18 protein-coding genes are annotated in these 19,412 nt (G+C 69.7%); 7 read left to right on the top strand and 11 right to left on the bottom strand.

Annotation, left to right across the window (positions count from 1 at the left end):
* Positions 1 to 28: 28 nt before the first annotated feature.
* Genes PKO50_RS33160 through tkt form a run of 3 tightly spaced genes read right to left on the bottom strand, consistent with a single transcriptional unit; the run spans position 29 to position 4,315 of the window.
* The gene (locus PKO50_RS33160; RefSeq protein ID WP_275628368.1) at positions 29 to 1,192 is read right to left on the bottom strand and encodes a phosphoglycerate kinase; all 1,164 of its coding nucleotides are present in this window, start codon (positions 1,190 to 1,192) and stop codon (positions 29 to 31) included.
* Between the two features lie 27 nt (positions 1,193 to 1,219).
* Positions 1,220 to 2,266, bottom strand: a complete 1,047-nt coding sequence (gene epd, locus PKO50_RS33155) for an erythrose-4-phosphate dehydrogenase (RefSeq protein ID WP_109937000.1) — start codon at positions 2,264 to 2,266, stop codon at positions 1,220 to 1,222.
* A 51-nt stretch (positions 2,267 to 2,317) separates the two neighbouring features.
* Positions 2,318 to 4,315: a transketolase gene (gene tkt, locus PKO50_RS33150; protein WP_275628367.1), complete on the bottom strand. Its 1,998-nt coding sequence runs from the start codon at positions 4,313 to 4,315 to the stop codon at positions 2,318 to 2,320.
* Between the two features lie 248 nt (positions 4,316 to 4,563).
* Here tkt and PKO50_RS33145 point away from each other — a divergent pair, with 248 nt between their 5' ends.
* The 3 genes from PKO50_RS33145 (at position 4,564) to ligB (ending at position 9,050) form a co-directional block, all read left to right on the top strand.
* Positions 4,564 to 5,565, top strand: a complete 1,002-nt coding sequence (locus PKO50_RS33145) for a metalloregulator ArsR/SmtB family transcription factor (protein ID WP_089389897.1) — start codon at positions 4,564 to 4,566, stop codon at positions 5,563 to 5,565.
* Positions 5,566 to 5,581: 16 nt separating this feature from the next.
* The gene (gene metK, locus PKO50_RS33140; protein WP_109937002.1) at positions 5,582 to 6,772 is read left to right on the top strand and encodes a methionine adenosyltransferase; all 1,191 of its coding nucleotides are present in this window, start codon (positions 5,582 to 5,584) and stop codon (positions 6,770 to 6,772) included.
* A gap of 628 nt (positions 6,773 to 7,400) precedes the next feature.
* Positions 7,401 to 9,050 (top strand): NAD-dependent DNA ligase LigB, encoded by a 1,650-nt coding sequence (gene ligB, locus PKO50_RS33135; RefSeq protein WP_275628366.1) that lies wholly within the window; start codon positions 7,401 to 7,403, stop codon positions 9,048 to 9,050.
* Positions 9,051 to 9,054: 4 nt separating this feature from the next.
* On the opposite strand, the gene PKO50_RS33130 is transcribed toward ligB, so the two are convergent.
* Positions 9,055 to 10,356 (bottom strand): ferric reductase-like transmembrane domain-containing protein, encoded by a 1,302-nt coding sequence (locus tag PKO50_RS33130; RefSeq protein WP_109937246.1) that lies wholly within the window; start codon positions 10,354 to 10,356, stop codon positions 9,055 to 9,057.
* A gap of 171 nt (positions 10,357 to 10,527) precedes the next feature.
* On the opposite strand from PKO50_RS33130, the gene PKO50_RS33125 reads away from it, so the two are divergent.
* Positions 10,528 to 11,271: a metallophosphoesterase gene (locus PKO50_RS33125; RefSeq protein WP_275628365.1), complete on the top strand. Its 744-nt coding sequence runs from the start codon at positions 10,528 to 10,530 to the stop codon at positions 11,269 to 11,271.
* Here PKO50_RS33125 and PKO50_RS33120 read toward each other — a convergent pair.
* Positions 11,250 to 12,239, bottom strand: a complete 990-nt coding sequence (locus PKO50_RS33120; protein WP_275628364.1) for a PHB depolymerase family esterase — start codon at positions 12,237 to 12,239, stop codon at positions 11,250 to 11,252. The two genes, PKO50_RS33125 and PKO50_RS33120, sit on opposite strands and share 22 nt — an antisense overlap.
* A gap of 149 nt (positions 12,240 to 12,388) precedes the next feature.
* On the opposite strand from PKO50_RS33120, the gene PKO50_RS33115 reads away from it, so the two are divergent.
* Positions 12,389 to 12,775 carry a DUF1090 domain-containing protein gene (locus PKO50_RS33115; RefSeq protein WP_275628363.1) on the top strand — a complete coding sequence of 129 codons (387 nt, stop codon included), beginning with the start codon at positions 12,389 to 12,391 and terminating at the stop codon, positions 12,773 to 12,775.
* A gap of 310 nt (positions 12,776 to 13,085) precedes the next feature.
* On the opposite strand, the gene PKO50_RS33110 is transcribed toward PKO50_RS33115, so the two are convergent.
* From PKO50_RS33110 to PKO50_RS33100, 3 genes are all read right to left on the bottom strand, one after another.
* A complete protein-coding gene (locus PKO50_RS33110; protein ID WP_275628362.1) occupies positions 13,086 to 13,544 on the bottom strand; it encodes a cytochrome c in 459 nt (152 codons plus the stop codon).
* Between the two features lie 143 nt (positions 13,545 to 13,687).
* Complete coding sequence (locus PKO50_RS33105; RefSeq protein ID WP_089389889.1) at positions 13,688 to 14,074, bottom strand: MAPEG family protein; 387 nt, start codon at positions 14,072 to 14,074, stop codon at positions 13,688 to 13,690.
* A 99-nt stretch (positions 14,075 to 14,173) separates the two neighbouring features.
* Positions 14,174 to 15,004 (bottom strand): EamA family transporter, encoded by an 831-nt coding sequence (locus PKO50_RS33100; protein WP_109937241.1) that lies wholly within the window; start codon positions 15,002 to 15,004, stop codon positions 14,174 to 14,176.
* Between the two features lie 154 nt (positions 15,005 to 15,158).
* On the opposite strand from PKO50_RS33100, the gene PKO50_RS33095 reads away from it, so the two are divergent.
* Both PKO50_RS33095 and PKO50_RS33090 read left to right on the top strand, forming a co-directional pair.
* Positions 15,159 to 15,773 (top strand): LemA family protein, encoded by a 615-nt coding sequence (locus PKO50_RS33095; RefSeq protein ID WP_089389887.1) that lies wholly within the window; start codon positions 15,159 to 15,161, stop codon positions 15,771 to 15,773.
* A 2-nt stretch (positions 15,774 to 15,775) separates the two neighbouring features.
* On the top strand, positions 15,776 to 16,666 hold the full coding sequence (locus tag PKO50_RS33090; protein WP_275628361.1) for a YgcG family protein: 891 nt from the start codon (positions 15,776 to 15,778) through the stop codon (positions 16,664 to 16,666).
* 3 nt (positions 16,667 to 16,669) lie between these two features.
* Here the strand turns inward: PKO50_RS33090 and PKO50_RS33085 are convergent, their stop codons facing one another.
* Genes PKO50_RS33085 through PKO50_RS33075 form a run of 3 tightly spaced genes read right to left on the bottom strand, consistent with a single transcriptional unit; the run spans position 16,670 to position 19,320 of the window.
* Positions 16,670 to 17,446, bottom strand: a complete 777-nt coding sequence (locus tag PKO50_RS33085; protein ID WP_275628360.1) for an ABC transporter ATP-binding protein — start codon at positions 17,444 to 17,446, stop codon at positions 16,670 to 16,672.
* The gene (locus PKO50_RS33080) at positions 17,446 to 18,252 is read right to left on the bottom strand and encodes an ABC transporter permease (protein ID WP_089389884.1); all 807 of its coding nucleotides are present in this window, start codon (positions 18,250 to 18,252) and stop codon (positions 17,446 to 17,448) included. The genes PKO50_RS33085 and PKO50_RS33080 overlap by 1 nt, the downstream gene beginning before the upstream one ends.
* A 60-nt stretch (positions 18,253 to 18,312) precedes the next feature.
* Positions 18,313 to 19,320 carry an ABC transporter substrate-binding protein gene (locus PKO50_RS33075; protein WP_089389883.1) on the bottom strand — a complete coding sequence of 336 codons (1,008 nt, stop codon included), beginning with the start codon at positions 19,318 to 19,320 and terminating at the stop codon, positions 18,313 to 18,315.
* Positions 19,321 to 19,412: the final 92 nt, after the last annotated feature.

Below are 19,412 nucleotides of genomic sequence, written 5' to 3'. Positions count from 1 at the left end.
GCAAGGTTGCCCCGAATCGCTCGTGCGCTTACGGCTTGGCGCGCTGCTCCAGCACCTCCACGGCCGGCAGGACCTTGCCCTCGACGAACTCGAGGAAGGCGCCGCCGCCAGTGGAAATGTAGGAGATCCGCTCGGCCACGCCATACTTGTCGATGGCCGCCAGGGTGTCGCCGCCACCGGCGATGGAGAAGGCCGGGCTCTCGGCGATGGCCAGGGCCAGGGTCTTGGTGCCCTCGCCGAACTGGTCGAACTCGAAGACGCCCACCGGGCCGTTCCACAGGATGGTCTTCGACGACTTCAGCAGCTCGGCGAATTGCGCGGCGGTCTGCGGGCCGATGTCGAGGATCATGTCGTCGTCGGCGACGTCGGCGATGGCCTTGACGGTCGCAACGGCGCTTTCGGCGAATTCCTTGGCCACCACCACGTCCACCGGCAGCGGCACGCTGACCTTGGCCGCGATGGCCTTGGCGGTGTCGACCAGGTCGGCTTCGTACAGCGACTTGCCGACCTTGTAGCCGGCCGCGGCGAGGAAGGTGTTGGCGATGCCGCCGCCGACGATCAGCTGGTCGCAGATCTGCGCCAGGCTGTTGAGCACGTCGAGCTTGGTGGACACCTTGGAGCCGGCGACGATGGCGGCCATCGGCCGGGCCGGGTTGCCCAGGGCCTTGCCCAGGGCGTCCAGCTCGGCAGCCAGCAGCGGGCCGGCCGCGGCGACCTTGGCGAACTTGGCCACGCCGTGGGTCGAGCCCTCGGCGCGGTGGGCGGTGCCGAAGGCGTCCATGACGAAGACGTCGCACAGCGCGGCGTACTTCTGCGCCAGCTCGTCGGCGTTCTTCTTCTCGCCCTTGTTGAAGCGCACGTTCTCGAACAGCACCAGCTCGCCCGGCTTGACCTCGACGCCGTCGAGGTAGTCACGCACCAGCGGCACGTCGCGGCCCAGGGCCTTGCTCAGGTAATCAGCGACCGGCTTGAGGCTGTTCTCCTCGGAGAACTCGCCCTCGGTGGGGCGGCCCAGGTGCGAGCAGACCATCACCGCCGCGCCCTTCTCCAGGGCCAGCTTGAGGGTGGGCAGCGCGGCCAGGATGCGGGCGTCGCTCTTCACCACGCCGTCCTTCACCGGCACGTTGAGGTCCTCGCGGATCAGCACGCGCTTACCTTGGAGGTCGAGGTCGGTCATCTTCAAAACGGTCATGACGTCAGTCCTGTATGGGCTGTGTGTTTAACGTTCACTGGCGGCGACCCGCAGGAAGTGCCCCGCGGTGTCGAGCATGCGGTTGGCGAAGCCCCACTCGTTGTCGAACCAGGCCAGCAGGTTCACCAGGCGCGGCCCGGAGACGCGGGTCTGGCTGCCGTCGACGATCGCCGAGTGCGGGTCGTGGTTGAAGTCGCAACTGGCGTGGGGCAGTTCGGTGTAATCCAGCAGGCCCTTGAGCGGCCCGCTGCTGGCGGCCTCGCGCAGCACCCGGTTGATCTCCGCGGCACTGGTGTCGCGGGAAACCTGCAGGGTGATGTCCAGCGCCGAGACGTTCACCGTCGGCACCCGGATGGCTTTGGCCTGGATACGCCCGGCAAGTTCCGGGAGCAGGCGCTCGATGCCCCGCGCGAGCCCCGTCGAAACGGGAATCACCGACTGGAACGCCGAGCGCGTGCGGCGCAGGTCCTCGTGGTGGTAGGCGTCGATCACCGGCTGGTCGTTCATCGCCGAGTGGATGGTGGTGATCGACACGTACTCGATGCCCACCGCCTCGTTCAGCAGCTTGAGCAGCGGCACGCTGCAGTTGGTGGTGCAGGAGGCGTTGGACACCAGCCTCTCGGCGCCGGACAGCTGCTGCTGGTTGATGCCGAAGACCACGGTGGCGTCGACGTCGGCCTCGCTGGCCATGGGCTGGGAGAACAGCACCCGCGGCGCGCCGGCGGCGAGGAAGCGCTCGCCATCGGCGCGGCTGTGGTAGACGCCGGAGCACTCCAGCACCAGGTCGACGTCCAGCGCGGCCCAGTCGATGGCCTCGGGCTCGGCCTGGCGCAGCACCTTCACGCAGTCGCCGCCGACGTGCAGGCAGCCGTCGGCCACGCTCACCTCGCCGGGGAAGCGGCCGTGGGTGGAGTCGAAGCGGGTCAGGTATTCCAGGCTCGCCAGGTCGGCCAGGTCGTTCAGCGCGACCACGGAGAAGCCGGCCTTCGCGCCGCGCTCGTGGAGGGCGCGGAACACGCAACGGCCGATGCGGCCGTAGCCATTGAGGGCGACACGGTAAGGGCGCTTGGACATTGTTATCCCTTGGTTCGCCGGGGCGCGCGTGGCGCCCCGGCGTTCACGGCATCAGGCGTCGAGCAGCTCGGCGGCCACTTCCAGCACGTTGTCGACGGTGAAGCCGAAGTGCTCGAACAGCGCCGGGGCCGGGGCCGACTCGCCGAAGGTGGTCATGCCGATCACCCGGCCTTCCAGGCCCACGTACTTGTACCAGTAGTCGGCATGGGCGGCCTCGATGGCGATGCGCGCACCGACCTGCACCGGCAGCACGGCCTGCTTGTAGCCGGCATCCTGCTGCTCGAAGACGCTGGTGGAGGGCATGGATACCACGCGCACCTTGCGGCCTTCGGCGCTGAGCTTGTCGTAGGCCTGCACGGCCAGGCCGATTTCCGAACCGGTGGCGATCAGGATCAGTTCCGGCTCGCCGGCGCAATCCTTGAGCACGTAGCCGCCGCGGGCGACGTTGGCCAGTTGCTCGGCGTCGCGCGCCTGGTGCGGCAGGTTCTGGCGGCTGAAGATCAGCGCCGAGGGACCGTCGTTGCGCTCGATGGCGTACTTCCAGGCCACCGCGGACTCGACCGCGTCGGCCGGGCGCCAGGTGTCCAGGTTCGGCGTCAGGCGCAGGCTGGCCAGCTGCTCGATGGGCTGGTGGGTCGGGCCGTCCTCGCCCAGGCCGATGGAATCGTGGGTGAACACGTAGAGCACGCGCTGCTTCATCAGCGCGGACATGCGCACCGCGTTGCGGGCGTATTCCATGAAGATCAGGAAGGTCGCGCCGTAGGGGATGAAGCCACCGTGCAGGGCCACGCCGTTCATGATGGCGCTCATGCCGAACTCGCGCACGCCGTAGAACACGTAGTTGCCGGAAGCGTCGGCCGGGGTCACGCCCTTGCAGCCCTTCCACAGGGTCAGGTTGGAGCCGGCCAGGTCGGCGGAGCCGCCCAGCAGTTCCGGCAGCAGCGGGCCGAAGGCGTTCAGCGCGTTCTGGCTGGCCTTGCGGCTGGCGATGGTCTCGCCCTTGGCGGCGACCTCGGCGACGTAGGCGGCGGCCTGCTCGGCGAAGTCGGCCGGCAGTTCACCCTTGATGCGGCGCTGGAACTCGGCGGCCAGTTCCGGGTGGGCGGCCTGGTAGGCGGCGAAGCGCTGGTTCCACTCGGCTTCGCGGGCGGCGCCGGCTTCCTTGGCGTTCCACTCGGCGTAGATCTCGGCGGGGACTTCGAACGGGCCGTGGTTCCAGCCCAGGGCGGCGCGGGTGGCGGCGATCTCGTCGTTGCCCAGCGGCGCGCCGTGGCACTCTTCCTTGCCCTGCTTGTTCGGCGAGCCGAAGCCGATCACGGTCTTGCAGCAGATCAGCGTCGGCGCGTCGCTCTTGCGCGCGGTCTCGATGGCGGTCTTGATCTCGTCGGCGTCGTGGCCGTCGACGTTGCGGATCACCTGCCAGCCGTAGGCCTCGAAGCGCTTCGGGGTGTCGTCGGTGAACCAGCCGTGGACCTCGCCGTCGATGGAGATGCCGTTGTCGTCGTAGAAGGCGACCAGCTTGTTCAGGCGCAGGGTGCCGGCCAGGGAGGCGACTTCATGGGAAATGCCTTCCATCATGCAGCCGTCGCCGAGGAAGGCGTAGGTGTAGTGGTCGACGATGGCGTGGCCTTCGCGGTTGAACTGCGCGGCCAGCACCTTCTCCGCCAGGGCCATGCCCACGGCGTTGGCGATGCCCTGGCCGAGCGGGCCGGTGGTGGTCTCCACGCCCGCGGTGTAGCCGTACTCCGGGTGGCCCGGGGTGCGCGAGTTGAGCTGGCGGAAGTTCTTCAGGTCCTCGATGCCCAGGTCGTAGCCGGTCAGGTGCAGCAGCGAGTAGATCAGCATCGAGCCGTGGCCGTTGGACAGCACGAAGCGGTCGCGGTCGGCCCACTGCGGGTTCACCGGGTTGTGCTTGAGGTAGTCGCGCCAGAGCACTTCGGCGATGTCCGCCATGCCCATGGGGGCACCGGGGTGGCCGCTGTTGGCTTTCTGCACGGCATCCATGCTCAGTGCGCGGATGGCATTGGCTCGCTCACGACGGCTGGGCATCGCTGAATCTCCTGCGGGGGCTGCTTCGATTGATCGAAGGGATGAAAAAAGGCGGCCATTTTCGCCCAGCCGGCCATCGCGGGGCAATGACAATCGGGCCGCAGGCTACAGGCGGCAGGCGGCGGGCCCGTCCAGCTCCTGCCTGCAGCTTGTGGCCTGCAGCTTGCCGCTACCTTCCGTCTCCAATATCAAAACTTTTTGATACAGCCGTTGCCACCATCGCCGCGGGCCTCTAGACTCCGCCCCCTATGAGCCTGCGCATGCCCCTGATCCGCCACGATGCCTGCGACGAGCTGGCCGCGCTGTGCAAGGCCGGCGGCGACCCGCTGCGGCTGAACGTGCTGCGGGTGCTGGCCAACGATTCGTTCGGCGTGCTGGAGCTGGCGCAGATCTTCGCCATCCGCCAGTCGGGCATGAGCCACCACCTCAAGGTGCTGGCCCAGGCCGGCCTGGTGGCGACGCGCCGCGAAGGCAACGCGATCTTCTACCGCCGCGCCCTGCCCCAGGCCGACAGCCTCGGCGGCAAGCTGCACGGGGCGCTGCTGGCGGAAGTGGACGAGCTGGCGCTGCCGGCCGAGGTGGACGCCCGCGTCGCCGCGGTGCATGCCCAGCGTGCGGCGGTCAGCCGCGACTACTTCGCCCGCAGCGCGGAGAAGTTCCAGGCCACGCAGGACCTGATCGCGGGGCTGCCGCAATACCGCGAAAGCGTTCTGGCGCTGCTCGACGCACTGAGCTTCGCCCCCGGCGCCACGGCGCTGGAAGTCGGCCCCGGCGACGGCGGGTTCCTCCCCGAGCTGGCCCGGCGCTTCGCGCGGGTGACCGCGCTGGACAACAGCGTGGCCATGCTCGACCTGGCCCGCCGGCGCTGCCTGGAGGCAGGGCTGACGAACGTGCGGCTGGACCTGGCCGACGCCCTGCGCGACGCCGCCGAACCGGCCGACTGCGTGGTGCTGAACATGGTGCTGCACCATTTCGCGGCGCCCGCCGAGGCCCTGCGCCAGCTGGCGCGCCTGGTGAAGCCGGGCGGCAGCCTGCTGGTGACCGAACTGTGCAGCCACGACCAGAGCTGGGCCCGCGAAGCCTGCGGGGACCTCTGGCTGGGGTTCGAACAGGAAGACCTGGCCCTTTGGGCCGATGCCGCGGGGCTCGCCCCCGGCGAGAGCTTGTACATTGGTTTACGTAATGGCTTTCAGATCCAGGTGCGGCATTTCGCCAAGCCGGATTCGCGAAGCGTCCTCACCCACCGGTAAAGACAGGAACCGTTAGATGAGCGAATACTCGATTTTCACCTCCGAATCCGTATCCGAAGGCCATCCGGACAAGATCGCCGACCAGATCTCCGACGCGGTGCTCGACGCCATCATCGCCAAGGACAAGTACGCCCGCGTGGCCTGCGAGACCCTGGTGAAGACCGGTGTCGCCATCATCGCCGGCGAAGTCACCACCTCGGCCTGGGTCGACCTCGAAGACCTGGTGCGCAAGGTCATCATCGACATCGGCTACAACAGCTCCGACGTCGGCTTCGACGGCGCCACCTGCGGCGTGCTGAACATCATCGGCAAGCAGTCCGTGGACATCAACCAGGGCGTCGACCGCGCCAAGCCGGAAGACCAGGGCGCGGGTGACCAGGGCCTGATGTTCGGCTACGCCAGCAACGAGACCGACGTGCTGATGCCGGCGCCGATCTGCTTCTCCCACCGCCTGGTCGAGCGCCAGGCCGAGGCGCGCAAGTCCGGCCTGCTGCCGTGGCTGCGCCCGGACGCCAAGAGCCAGGTCACCTGCCGCTACGAAGGTGGCAAGGTGGTAGGCATCGACGCCATCGTGCTGTCCACCCAGCACAACCCGGACGTCTCCTACGCCGACCTGCGCGAAGGCGTGATGGAACTGATCATCAAGCACGTGCTGCCGGCCGAGCTGCTGCACAAGGACACCCAGTTCCACATCAACCCGACCGGCAACTTCGTCATCGGCGGCCCGGTGGGCGACTGCGGCCTGACCGGGCGCAAGATCATCGTCGACTCCTACGGCGGCATGGCCCGCCACGGCGGCGGCGCCTTCTCCGGCAAGGACCCGTCCAAGGTCGACCGCAGCGCCGCCTACGCCGGCCGCTACGTGGCCAAGAACATCGTCGCCGCGGGCCTGGCCGAGCGCTGCGAAATCCAGGTGTCCTACGCCATCGGCGTGGCCCAGCCGACCTCCATCTCGGTGAACACCTTCGGCACCGGCAAGATCAGCGACGACAAGATCGTCCAACTGGTCCGCGAGCACTTCGACCTGCGCCCGTACGCCATCACCAAGATGCTCGACCTGCTGCACCCGATGTACCAGCCCACCGCGGCCTACGGTCACTTCGGCCGCAACCCGTACGAGCTGACCTACGGCGACGACACCTTCACCGCCTTCACCTGGGAGCGCACCGACAAGGCCGCCGCCCTGCGTGACGCGGCCGGTCTGTAAGGTCTGCCCGACAGAACAGCCTGCTCCGGCGGGCTGTTCGCTGTAAGGAAGAGTGCCGTTTCTCTGGTTAGGGGAAACGGCATTTTTCGTATGGGGTGGGGTTAGGCGCTTCAGGATGACTTCGAATTCTCCGGCCACTCCGAACAGCCCCCTCTCCCTTCAGGGAGAGGGCTGGGGAGAGGGCGCTCTCAACCCCACCTACACCCCCGGCAAACCCCGTTCGCGAGCAAGCTCGCTCCTACAGTTCCATGAAGGGCATCGGCGCACCGGCCAACGGCGTATAACCGCGAACGGTTATACGCCCTACGAACCTGCCGGCTAACGCTGCGTTATCCACCCACTCCGAACGGCCCCCTCTCCCTCTGGGAGAGGGCTGGGGTGAGGGCAATGGACTTCGCCGACACTCCATTGCCAATCCTGTACTCCGCTCCCCCACCCTAACCCTCCCCCGCAAGCGGGAGAGGGGACCGTTCGGCGTGAAGTGGAATCACGACGCTCCCTGAATCCATCCACAAAGCGCTGGTCGCGATGACGCCGCATCCCGGAAACCTCCCACGTCCCACCCGGCCCCTTCGCGGCAGCGGCGCGCCTAGCCTGGAACCCCCTCCAGGCGCAAGAAAGCCCGCCGATGAAAGCCCTGCTCGCCTCAGCCCTGCTGCTCGTCCCTACCCTCTCCATGGCCTGCCCCGACTGGCCCGAACAGCGCGCCCGCGAAGAACTGCTGGGCCTGCGCCAGCAACTGGAAGCCTGGGACCAGGCCTACCACCAGCGCGGCGCAAGCCCGATCGCTGATGAACTCTACGACCAGGCCCGGCAACGCTTCAGCCTTTGGCGCGGCTGTTATCCACAACTCGCCATCGAGCCGCCCCCGCCGCTTTCGGCCAGCCGCGGCAAGCTGCGCCACCCCGCGGCCCATACCGGCCTGGACAAGGCCGCCGACGCCACTGGCGTCCGCCGCTGGGTGGCGGGGCGCGAGGACCTCTGGGTGCAGCCCAAGGTCGACGGCGTGGCCGTGACACTGGTCTACCAGGACGGCGAACTGCGCCAGGCCATCAGCCGCGGCGACGGCCTGCGCGGCCAGGACTGGACCGCCAATGCCCGCCGCCTGCCGGCCGTGCCGCAGCGCCTGCCCGGCGCGGGCCGGCGGGTGCTGCAGGGCGAACTCTACTGGCGCCTGCCGGGCCACGTGCAGGCGCAACGGGGCGGCCTGGGCGCCCGCGGCAAGGTGGCCGGGCTGATGGCGCGCAGCGAGCCGGGCGCGGAAGTCGCGCAGGTCGGGCTGTTCGTCTGGGAACTGCCGTTCGGCCCGACGGACATGCCGGCCCGCCTGGCGCTGATGCGAAAACTGGGCTTCGCCGAGAGCGCCGCCCTCACCCTGCCGGCACCGGACTTCGAGACGATCCGCCGCCAGCGCGAACACTGGTACCGCAGCCCCCTGCCCTTCGCCAGCGACGGCATCGTCGTCCGCCAGGGCTCGCGCCCCGCCGCGAATGCCTGGCAGGCCGGGGGCGCCAGTTGGGCGCTGGCCTGGAAATACCCTTACCGCCAGGCCCTGGCCGAGGTGCGCCGGGTGCATTTCCGCATCGGCCGCACCGGGCGGGTGACGCCGCTGCTGGAACTGCAGCCGGTGATGCTGGACGACCGCCGCATCGCCCAGGTCAGCCTCGGCTCGACGCGGCGCTGGCAGGCCCTGGACATCCGCCCCGGCGACCAGGTGGCCATCGCCCTGGCCGGCCTGACCATCCCGCGTCTGGAAAGCGTGGTCTGGCGCTCGCCCCGGCGCCTTGCGGTGGAGCCGCCGAAGCCCGGGCGCTACCATGCGCTCAGCTGCTGGCGGGCGACGCCCGGCTGCGAGGAACAGTTCCTCGCCCGCCTCGCCTGGCTGGGCGGCGAGCAGGGGCTGGCCCTGGAAGGCGTCGGCCCTGGAACCTGGCGAACCTTGCTGCAGGCGGGCCACCTGGAAGGGCTGCTGGACTGGCTGGAACTCTCCGCGCAGAGCCTGCGGCAGGTCCCCGGCGGCGAGGCCCTCCACCGCCAGTTCCGTGCCGCAAGGCAGCGTCCCTTCGCGCGCTGGCTGCGGGCCCTCGGCGCGCCCCAGGCCGACGAGCTGCCGGCGAACGAGCGCTGGGCCGAACTGGCCGCCCGGCAGGCGGGCGACTGGCGCCAGCTGCCGGGCATCGGAGCGGTCCGCGCCCGGCAGCTGCAGGCTTTTTTCGCCGACGGCGAGGTGCGACGCCTGGGCGAGCAGCTCGCCGCCGCCGGGGTGGAAGGCTTCTGAGCCCTCAGCGCATGCGGAAGGCTTCCTGGTGGAAATTGCGCGCCGGCATGCCGCGCCGGCCGAGGTCGCGGCGCAGCAGGTCGGCCAGGCCCTGGGGGCCGCAGAACCACAGGCTCGGCCAGCGGCCGTCGGCATCCGGCGCCATGGCCAGGTCGTCGCCGCGCAGGTAGCCCTCCTCGGCGCTGTAGTGGACCTTCAGCGCGACGCTGGGCAGGCCGTCGCACAGCTCGCGCAGGCGCCCGGCGTAGATGGCGTCGGCGGGGCTGCGCACGCAGTAGTGCAGTTCCACCTCCGGCGCATCGGCCGGGTGCTGCTGCAGCGCCTCCAGCCAGGCCAGGAAGGGCGTGATGCCGATGCCGCCGGCGATCCACACCTGGCGCTCGCCGCCACGGCGGAAGTCGAAGCAGCCGTAGGGTCCCTCGACCTTCACCGCATCACCCACCGCCAGGGCGTCCTGCAGGCGCCGGGTGTAGTCGCCCAGGGCCTTGATGCTGAAGCGCACCTCGCCGTTGCCGCGGTCGGCGCTGGAAATGCTGAAGGGGTGCTGGCCCTCCAGGCGGTCGCAGGTGAGGAAGGCGAACTGCCCGGCCTTGTGCCGCCAGTCGCGGCCGAGCCGGCAGGTGACCTCCAGCATGCGCTCGCCGGGCCGCTCCACCGCCACCACCACGCCCTGGTGCGTGCGCCGCCGGCCAATGCGCCCGCTCAGGGCGATCAGCGCGCACACCGAGCCCAGCGCCGCGCACAGCGCCAGCAGCCAGCCGAGCGGCTGCGTCCAGTAGCCGGCCGGCGCCAGCACCACGCCATGGAAGGCCAGCACCAGGTACACCAGCGCCAGCACCTTGTGCACGTAGCGCCACAGGTGATACGGGAAACGCTGCCAGAGCGTCAGCACCAGCATGGCGGCGAGCAGCCAGGCCGACCACTCGCCCAGTTCCTTGGCCGAGCCACGGAAGACGTCGAGGAAGGTCTCCACCCGCGGCCCCTTCGCCGGCTTGGCGACGAACGCCGCCAGCAGCGGCCCGCCCAGTTCCATCAGGTAGTGCAGCAGGCCCAGGACGATGGCCAGGATGCCCGCCCACCTGTGCGCGCGGTACATGCGGTCGAGCCCGCCCAGCGGCCGTTCCAGCCAGGCCGGGCGCACCGCCAGGAGCATGATCGCCGACATCAGCGCGAAGGCGGCGACGCCGCTCAGCAGGATGGCCTGCTTGCGCAGTACCCAGACATCGAAGGTGGCGGGCGGATCGAGCACCAGCGCCAGCCCGAACGCCGCCAGCACGGCGGCGAGGACGATCCAGACGAATTTCATGGGGCCTCCCGTGGATTACCTTGCTGGCTCGAAGCTGGCGGCGAGGCCTTAATCATCCCTGAATAAAGTGTGGGAATTATCCGTCGATCGGGCTTGCCATGACCCAGGTCAAGCGCTGGGCAAGTCCGCGGGCCTGCCGCACAATGCCGGATCGAGCCAGGAGCCCCCGCCATGCGTATCCGCGTCCTCTCCGACCTGCACCACGAACACTTCGGCGGCCGCCGCGAGCTGCCCGCGGTGGACGCCGACCTGGTGGTGCTGGCCGGCGACATCCACGAGCACCTGCAGGGCCTGCACTGGGCCCGCGAGGCCTTTCCCGACACCCCGGTGGTCTACGTCGCCGGCAACCACGAGTTCTACGACTCGGACCTGCCCGAACTGACCCAGGCCATGCGCAACCTGGCCCGCGCCCTGGACATCCACTTCCTGGAGAACGACGCGGTGGTCATCGATGGCGTACGCATCCTCGGCGCCACCCTGTGGACGGACTTCCTGCTCTACGGCGAGGAAACCCTGCCCCTGACGCTGCAGCGCGCGCTGCGCCTGATGCCCGACTTCAGCTGCATCGACTGGTTCACCGCGCCCTTCACCCCGGCGCTCAGCCAGCAGCTGTTCCAGGCCTCGCGGGACTGGCTGGCGGCACAGTTGGCCGAGCCCTTCGCCGGGCCGAGCGTGGTGGTCACCCACCACGCGCCCAGCGCCCGCTCCATCCCGCCGCAATACGTCGGCGACAGCCTGTCGCCGGCCTTCGCCTCGGACCTGGAACAGCTGGTGCAGCAGTGCGACCTGTGGCTGCACGGCCACGTGCACGATGCCCTGGACTACCGCATCGGCCGTGCCCGGGTGGTGGCCAACCCGGGCGGCTACCCGGGCGAAAGGGGCGGCTTCGACCCCTACGGCACCGTGGACGTCTGAACCACCGGCAACTGGTTGAAGAAGCGCCAGATCTCCGCCGGCCCGTCCAGCTCGGGGTCGGCGATGCCGAGCAGGCGCGGCGGCCGATAGCCCGGCTGCGACAACAGGTGGCCGCCGCCGTGCACGCTCACCAGTTCCACCGGCGGCAGCCCTTCGCCCTGCCACAGCCAGCGCTCCGACCAGACCGGGCCGGGGCGCGTCAGCGGCTCGCGCTGCGCCGCCGCGCCGATGCCGTTGCGCCGCGCCAGCTCACCGGCCGAGGCCTCGCTGGAGAGCACCTCGCCGCGGTCGCCGAAGCCGAACAGCTTCACCCGCCCGCCGTCGTAGGGGTTGATCGGGTCGCGCGTGCCGTTCATCAGCAACGCCGCCACGGCCCGCTGCTGCGCCGCGCAGGCGTCGTTTTCCACGCTCGGCAGGCTGGCCGCCACCAGGGCGATGCCGGCCAGGGGCAGTTTGGATTCCGCGGCCATGCGCAGGGCCATCTGCCCGCCGTTGGAGTAGCCGGCGAAGAACACCCGCTGCGGGTCCACCTGGCGCTCGCGCTGCACCCGGCGCACCAGCCGGGTGAGGAAGGCCACGTCGTCGATGTCGCGGGTCCGCGCGCTGTAGCTGGCGGCCTTGCGGCAGTCGTTCCAGTGGCCCTCGAAACCGTCCGGGTAGAGCACCAGGAAGCCGTCGCGGTCGGCCAGGGCGTCGAAGCCGAAGCCGCTGTCGCGGCGCATCAGCTGGCCATTGCTGCGCGAAGCGTGCAGCACCACCAGCAGCGCCGGGTTCGGCGCCAGGTTGGGCGGCACGTAGAGCACGTAGCCACGGCGCATGCCGCCGGCGCGCAAGGAGCTGTCCTCGCTCACCCCGGTGAGCATCGGCGGGCGCAGCTGCTCGCCGGGCAGCAGGTACCAGGCGCCCACCAGCAAGGCCGCCAGCAACAGCAGGATCAGCGCCTGAACCAGGCGAATCGCGATACGCATCCAGCCTCCCCCGCTCCGCCCGACGGAGCGTGCTCAACGGATCGACCAGGCCGCGGACTGCCGTGGGGCAACCCCCACGCGCGCACTTAATGGCAAACTCTAGACGTTCGCCAGCATCGATATCCCTTTTGGTAACGCAGGACCCGAGAATGTTCCGAACCATTACCCTGACCCTCGCCGCACTGTTCGCCGCCAGCGCCTTCGCCGCAGAGTCCGCGCAACCCCCGACCGGCTGCGCCGCCAAGCAGGCGGCCATCGCCGGCAAGCTGGAGGAAGCCCGCGCACGCGGCGACAAGGGCGCCATCGCCGGCCTGGAGACGGCCCTCGAGCAGGCGAGGACCTACTGCACCGACGGCAGCCTGGCGCAGAAGCGCACCCAGCGTGTGCTGGACGCCGAGCGCGAGGTCAGCCAGCGCGAGAACGACCTGCGCAAGGCCATGGCCAAGGGCGACGCGGAGAAGATCGAGAAGCGCAAGGACAAGCTGGCCGAGGCCCGCGCCGAGCTGGAGCAGGCCAAGCGGGAGCTGGAGGAGTAGCGGCTACCTGTAGGAGCGAGCTTGCTCGCGAACGGTGCCTCCCGGCGGCAATGGCGCCAGGGATAAGTCCGCCCCTCTCCTAACCCTCTCCCTGAAGGGAGAGGGGACCGTTCGGAGTGCTCAGGTATTCCTGAGTCAACCGGCAGCGCCAGCGGTTTCCGGCTGACACCATCACCTCTCTCGGCACGGACAAGCCCCCTCTCCCTTCAGGGAGAGGGCTGGGGAGAGGGGCGGAGTCGACCTGAAGCGACAGTGCGGCAGGAAAACTCCATTCGCAAGCAAGCTCGCTCCCACGAAAGCCAAGCGCCCGTCAGAGCGCGCGGAATTTCTTGTGGCAGGCCTCGCAGGCGTCTTCCACCGCGGCCAGATCCTTGCGCACGCCGTCGGCGGTCGGGGTGGCCTGGCGGGTGTTGGTCTCCAGCGCGGCGGCGGCCTGCTGCAGGGTCTTGGCGTCGGCCTGGAACTCCAGCTGGCGCTGCCACAGGTCATCCTTGGCGCGGCTGTCGCCGCCCTCGTCGGCCGGTTTGCTGGTGGGGAAGTACTGCCAGGGCTGGCTGGCCAGTTCATTGAGCTTCACCGAGTTGGCGCGGAACTTCTCGGCATCGAAGACGACGCGGCCGCGCAGCATGCCGCCCATGTCCTCGCTGGCGTGCAGCATCTGCTTGAAGATCGCCTGGCGCTTGGCCAGCGGGGAATTCGGGTCGAGGCGGTGGCAGCCGGCCAGGGCGGCACCGGCCAACAGCAGGACGAGCAGGGTCTTCAGCTTCATGAGCGGACTCTTGTAGGAACGGGCCAGACACGGGAGCGGCGGATTATCCGCCGCTGCCCGGCATTGATCCAGAGCCCGCTCGCCCGTCTGCGGCGATGCGCCGCAGCGATGCGCGAACCGTTCAGCCGCGGTTCAGGCGCGGCTCATGCAGAGACCACGAAGAAGGCGGCGATCAGCGCCATGCCGACGAACCACACCAGCGAGCGCAGCAGCGCCAGGTCGGCGAGGTAGAAGATCAGGTAGAGCAGGCGGCTGGTGAGCCAGGCGATGGCCAGGGTGTCGAGGGTCGCCGGTTCCGCATTGCCCACCACGTAGGCCACCAGCACGGCGATGGCGAAGGCCGGGGTGACCTCGAAGCTGTTCAGCTGGAAGGCGTTGGCGCGCTTGCGGTAGCCCTCCAGGCTGGCCAGGAAGGTGCGCGGGTCGTGGTTCTGCCGGGGGCCGAAGCCGCCGCCGGTGAACTTGGCGATGCTGGTGCCCAGGTAGGGCAGGAACAGGGCGATGAGGATGCACCAGAAGGCGATGGGCATGAACGGAGGTCTCGTCGGCTGGGAAGATGGCAGGTTGCTGCCAAGCATAGGCGAGCGTCAGTGGCCGCCAGGCGGATATGCCCGCCATTGCGGCCAATCTCACAACTTCATCACCAGCATCCCCGCCAGCACCAGGCTGCAGGCCAGCAGACGCGGCAGGCCGAAGGGTTCCTTGAGGAAGCGCATGCCGAACAGCACCACCAGCACCACGCTGGTCTCGCGCAGCGCCGCGGCCTCGGCCACCGAGCCCAGCTGCATGGCCCAGAGCACCAGGCCGTAGCTGGCCATCACGCAGAGGCCGACGCTCAGGCCGAGCTTCCACTGCGTCTGCCAGAAGCGCGCGAAGGCGCGGGTGCGCGCGGCGACGGCTATCAGCGGGAAAGGCACGCCGGAGAGCAGCGTCAGCCACACCAGGTAGTCCAGCGGCTGCGGCCAGCGCTTGAGGGCATGGCCGTCGGTCCAGGTGTAGCTACCGATGCACAGGCCCATCAGCAGCACGATGGGAAAGGCCACCCAGGGCAGCCGCGAGCCGCCGCCACCCTTGAGCAGGAACAGCATGCCCACGGGGATCAGCAGGATGCCGAGGACCTGCCGGTCGCTGAGCTGCTCGCCGCCCACCACCAGGGTCAGGGCCAGCACCACCAGCGGCGACAGGCCGCGCATCAGCGGGTACACCAGGCCGAGGTCGCCGACCTTGTAGGCCTGGATCAGCAGCACCCGGTAGACCAGCTGCAGGGCCACGGCGGTGCCCAGCCAAGGCCAGACGTCGGCCGGCGGCAAGCTGATCCAGGGCAGCAGGGCGAGGGCCACGAGCAGGCCGACGACATCCATGCAGGCCACCACCAGCAGGCGGTCGGCGCTGAACTTGACGAGGGTGTTCCAGGCCGCGTGGAGCACGGCGGCGAGCAGCACCAGGGCGGTGGCGAACAAGGCGGGGCTTCCTGGTATAGACCAGTTGCGATTCTAGCGCTTCGCCCCCCATGCCCGGCAAGCCTCGGAAAGGCCTGAACCGTGCAGGCGACCCCGCACCGGGGCGCGTGACTGGTCTAGACTGGGGGTTTCGCGATCGCCAGAGTCCCCTGCCATGCCCCGAATGCTCAAGTTCCTGTGCTGCTACGTCCTCGTCTCCCTGCTCACCGGCTGCGGCTACAACGCCATGCAGGCCGGCGACGAACAGGTCAAGGCGGCCTGGTCCGAGGTGCTCAACCAGTACCAGCGCCGCGCCGACCTGGTGCCCAACCTGGTCAACACGGTGAAAGGCTACGCCGCCCATGAGGCCGCCGTGCTCACCCAGGTCACCGAGGCCCGGGCCAGGGTCGGCAGCACCACCCTCAATGCCGACCAGCTCGGCGATGCCGCGGCCATGCAGCGCTTCCAGCAGGCCCAGGGCGAACTCAGCTCGGCGCTCTCGCGGCTGCTGGTGGTCACCGAGAATTATCCACAGCTCAAGGCCGACGGCCTGTTCAAGGACCTGCTGACGCAGCTGGAAGGCACCGAGAACCGCATCACCGTGGCCCGCGGCCGCTACGTCAAGGCGGTGCAGGACTACAACGTGCTGATCCGCCAGTTCCCGCAGGTGATCACCGCGAAGCTCTTCGGCTACCAGCCCAAGGCCAACTTCAGCGTGGAGAACGAGGCGGCCATCTCCACCGCGCCCAAGGTCGACTTCGGCACGCCGCAGCCACAACCGGCGCAATGAGCATGCGCGCCTGGCTGCTGGCGCTGGCCCTGCTGTGCGGCGCGGGCCTGGCGCAGGCCGAGGTGGCCGTGCCGCCGCTGAGCGCGCGGGTCACCGACCTCACCGCCACCCTCGACGCCCAGCAGCGCGACCGGCTGGAACAGCGGCTGGCGGCCCTGGAGCAGCGCAAGGGCGCGCAGCTGGCGGTGCTGATGATCCCCAGCACCGGCGAGGAGAGCATCGAGCAGTACGCGGTGCGCGCCTTCGAACAGTGGAAGCTGGGCCGCAAGGGCGTGGACGACGGCGTGCTGCTGGTGGTGGCCAAGGACGACCGCTCCCTGCGCATCGAGGTCGGCTATGGCCTGGAGGGCGCCATCACCGATGCCCTGGCCGGGCGCATCATCCGTGAACAGATGGTGCCGCGCTTTCGCGAAGGCGACTTCGCCGGCGGCGTGCAGGCCGGGGTGGACAGCCTGGAAAAGCTGATCGACGGCGAGGCGCTGCCCGAACCGCAGCAGGCCACCCAGGGCGACGATCTGGGCCTGCCGGCCGGCAGCCTGCTGCCCCTGTTCGCCCTGCTGGCCGGCGTGCCGCTGCTGGGGCGCCTGCTGCCGCTGCCGTTCATGCGCCAGCGCAGCTTCGGCCGCTACGTGGCGTGCAGCGTCGCGGTCGGCATGCTGGCCGGGCTGCTCAGCCTGGTACTGACCTTCAGCTTCGCCGCGCTGGTCAACAACGGCGTCAGCGCCTTCGTCTTCGCCCTCATCGCCTACCCCTTCTTCCTGCTGCCGGCCGGCTTCTTCCGTGGCGGGCGCGGCGGCGGTTTCGGCGGCGGCGGCTTCGGTGGCCGGGGTGGTGGCGGCTTCGGCGGTGGCGGCGGTTCCAGCGGCGGCGGCGGGGCCTCCGGCCGCTGGTGAGCCTCAGAGCACGGCGACGCCGGCCTCTTCCTCGCGGATCGAGCGCAGCACCTGGCGCTGCAGCTCGATGAATTCGGCGCTGCCGGCCATCTCCTCGCGGCGCGGGCGGGGCAGGCCCACGTCGAAGGTGGTCTTGATCCGCCCCGGGCCCAGGCCCATGACCACGATGCGGTCGGACAGGTAGACCGCCTCCTCGACGTCGTGGGTGACGAACATCACCGTCAGCCGGTGCGTCTCCCAGATGCGCGTGAGCAGCTCCTGCATCTGGTGGCGGGTCATGGCGTCCAGCGCGCCGAAGGGCTCGTCCATCAGCAGGATCTTCGGCCGGTAGGACAGCGCCCGGGCGATCGCCACGCGCTGCTTCATGCCGCCGGAAAGCTCCGTGGGGTAGGCGTCGGCGAACTTCTCCAGCTTCACCAGCTGCAGGTGCTCGGCGGCGATCTCGCGGCACTCGGCGCGCGAGCGGCCGGCGGCCTTGAGGGCGAACTCCACGTTCTGCCGCGCGGTCAGCCAGGGCAGCAGGGTGTAGGCCTGGAACACCACGCCGCGGTCCAGGCCGGGGCCGGCGATGGGTACGCCGTCGACCTTGACGCTGCCGCTGTCGAAGTCCTCGAGCCCTGCGGCGATGGACAGCAGGGTGCTCTTGCCGCAGCCGGAGGTGCCGACGATGGAGACGAACTCGTTGTCCGCCAGGGTCAGGTCGATGTTGCGCAGCACCTCGCGGCGCTGCTTGCCAACCTGGAAGCTCTTGTTCAGGCCGGAAATCTCCAGGGTCGCCATCAGCCGCGCCTCCGGTTGTAGCGGAACAGGACGCGCTCGGCGGCGCGCATGGCCTGGTCGGTGACCAGCCCCAGCAGGCCGAGCAGCAGGATGTAGCCGATGATGGTGTCGGTCTGGAAGAAGCGCTGCGACACCACGATGCGGTAGCCCAGGCCCGAGGTGGCGGCCACCAGCTCGGCCAGCACCAGCCAGGTCCAGGCCCAGCCCAGGCTGATCCGCAGGGCGTCCCAGATGCCCGGCAGGGCGCTGGGCAGGACGATCTTCAGGAGGATGCGCCGGTCCGGCATGCCCAGGGTCCGGCCGAGGCCGACGAAGTCCGGCGGCACGCGCTTGATGGCGTCCATCACCATCAGCACCTGCTGGAAGAAGGTGCCGATCCAGATGATGAGGAATTTCTGCAAGTCGCTGGTGCCGGCCCAGAGGATGCTCAGCGGCACGAAGGCCACCACCGGCATGTAGCGCACGAAGTCCACCAGCGGCTCGGTGGCGGCCTTCCAGAAGCCGTAGCAGCCGGCGAACACGCCGATGACGATGGACATCGCCGAGGAAATCGCGAAGGCCACCAGGATGCGGTAGACGCTGACCTTCAGGTCGGCCCACAGGGTGCCATCGGCGGCCAGCCTGAGCATGCGCGCCCAGACGTCGCCGGGGGCCGGCAGGAAGATCTTCGGCACCGCGCCGCTGGCGCCGGCCGCCCACCAGGCCAGGGCCAGCAGGACGAACACGCCGCCGCCGATCAGCAGCAGGTGGCGGCGCGCCAGCGGCTTGCCGATGACGAACAGCGGGGAAGGTTTACGGGCGTTCATGCAAGGCTCGGGGTAACGGGGGTAGCGCGCGCCGGCCCTGCGGCCGGCGCGCGGGGTGCGTCAGAGCGCCTCGGCGAAGCGCGCGTCGACGGCCTGCTCCGGGGTCACCGGCTGCTCGATGATGCCGGCCTCGGTGGCGGCCTTCTGGATGTGCCCGAAGGACTCCTTGACGAAGGCGCCCTTGAGCTCGGCCTTGTTCTCGCCCAGGGAATAGAAGCGCACGCCGTCGAAGGCGCTCTGCAGCTCCGCCGGCTCGGCGCCGACGCCCTTGGCGATGGCCGCGCGGCCTTCGGCGGTGTGGGCCTGGTAGTGCTTCAGGCCGGCCTCCCAGCTCTTGAGCAGGGCCAGCACCTGGCCGGGACGCTGCTTGAGCACCTCGTCGCGGACCACGAACACGTCGCTGATGATGCCCGGGTCGTCGGAGCCCTTGTACAGCAGGTTCACTTTCGGGTTCTGCTGCCTGGCCGCGCTCAGGTAGGGCTCGTAGGTCACCGCCGCCGGCACTTGGCCTGCGATCAGCGCGGAACCGGCGTTGGCCGCCGGCATCGGCACCGGCTGCACGTCGGCGAGGCTCAGGCCGGCCTTGCGCAGCGCGCTGTGCAGGAGGATGTCGCTGGTGGTGCCCTCCTCGAAGGCGACCTGCTTGCCCTTGAGGTCCTTCAGCGTCTTGATCGAGGGGTCGACGATGAGCGCGTCGGCGCTGGTGCTCTGGTCCAGCAGCAGGACGATCTTCACCGGCAGGCCGGCGGCGACCATGGCCATGGCGGTGTGGGTGGCGAGGTTGCCGCCGTCGATCTGGCCGCTGGCCAGGGCGGCGTTCATGTCCTTGTCTTCGGTGAAGTTGACCAGTTCGACCTGGTCCAGGCCGTTGGCCTTGAAGGCCCCGGCCTGTTCGGCGACGTACCACTGGCCGTAGCCCAGCCAGGGCTGCATGCCCATCTTGAAGGTGCCGGCCTCGGGCTTGAGGTCGGCCTTGGGCTCGGCGGCCTGGGCGGCGCCGCCCAGCAGGACGGCGCAGCAGGTGGCCGCGACGAGGCGGCGCAGCGTGGATGCGATGGGCGCTTGCATGGTGTCTCCCCGGTCTTCTTCTGTGGTGGTACGGCAGGGGAGCGCGTTGGCCCGCACCCGCCGTGGGCGGGCACAGGCTCACACGAAACCGC

The organism is Pseudomonas sp. 273 (assembly GCF_029201425.1).
Taxonomy (GTDB): Bacteria; Pseudomonadota; Gammaproteobacteria; order Pseudomonadales; family Pseudomonadaceae; genus Pseudomonas; species Pseudomonas delhiensis.
The sequence above is the reverse complement of the archived record's forward strand: the minus strand, read 5'-3'. Positions and strand labels throughout refer to the sequence as shown.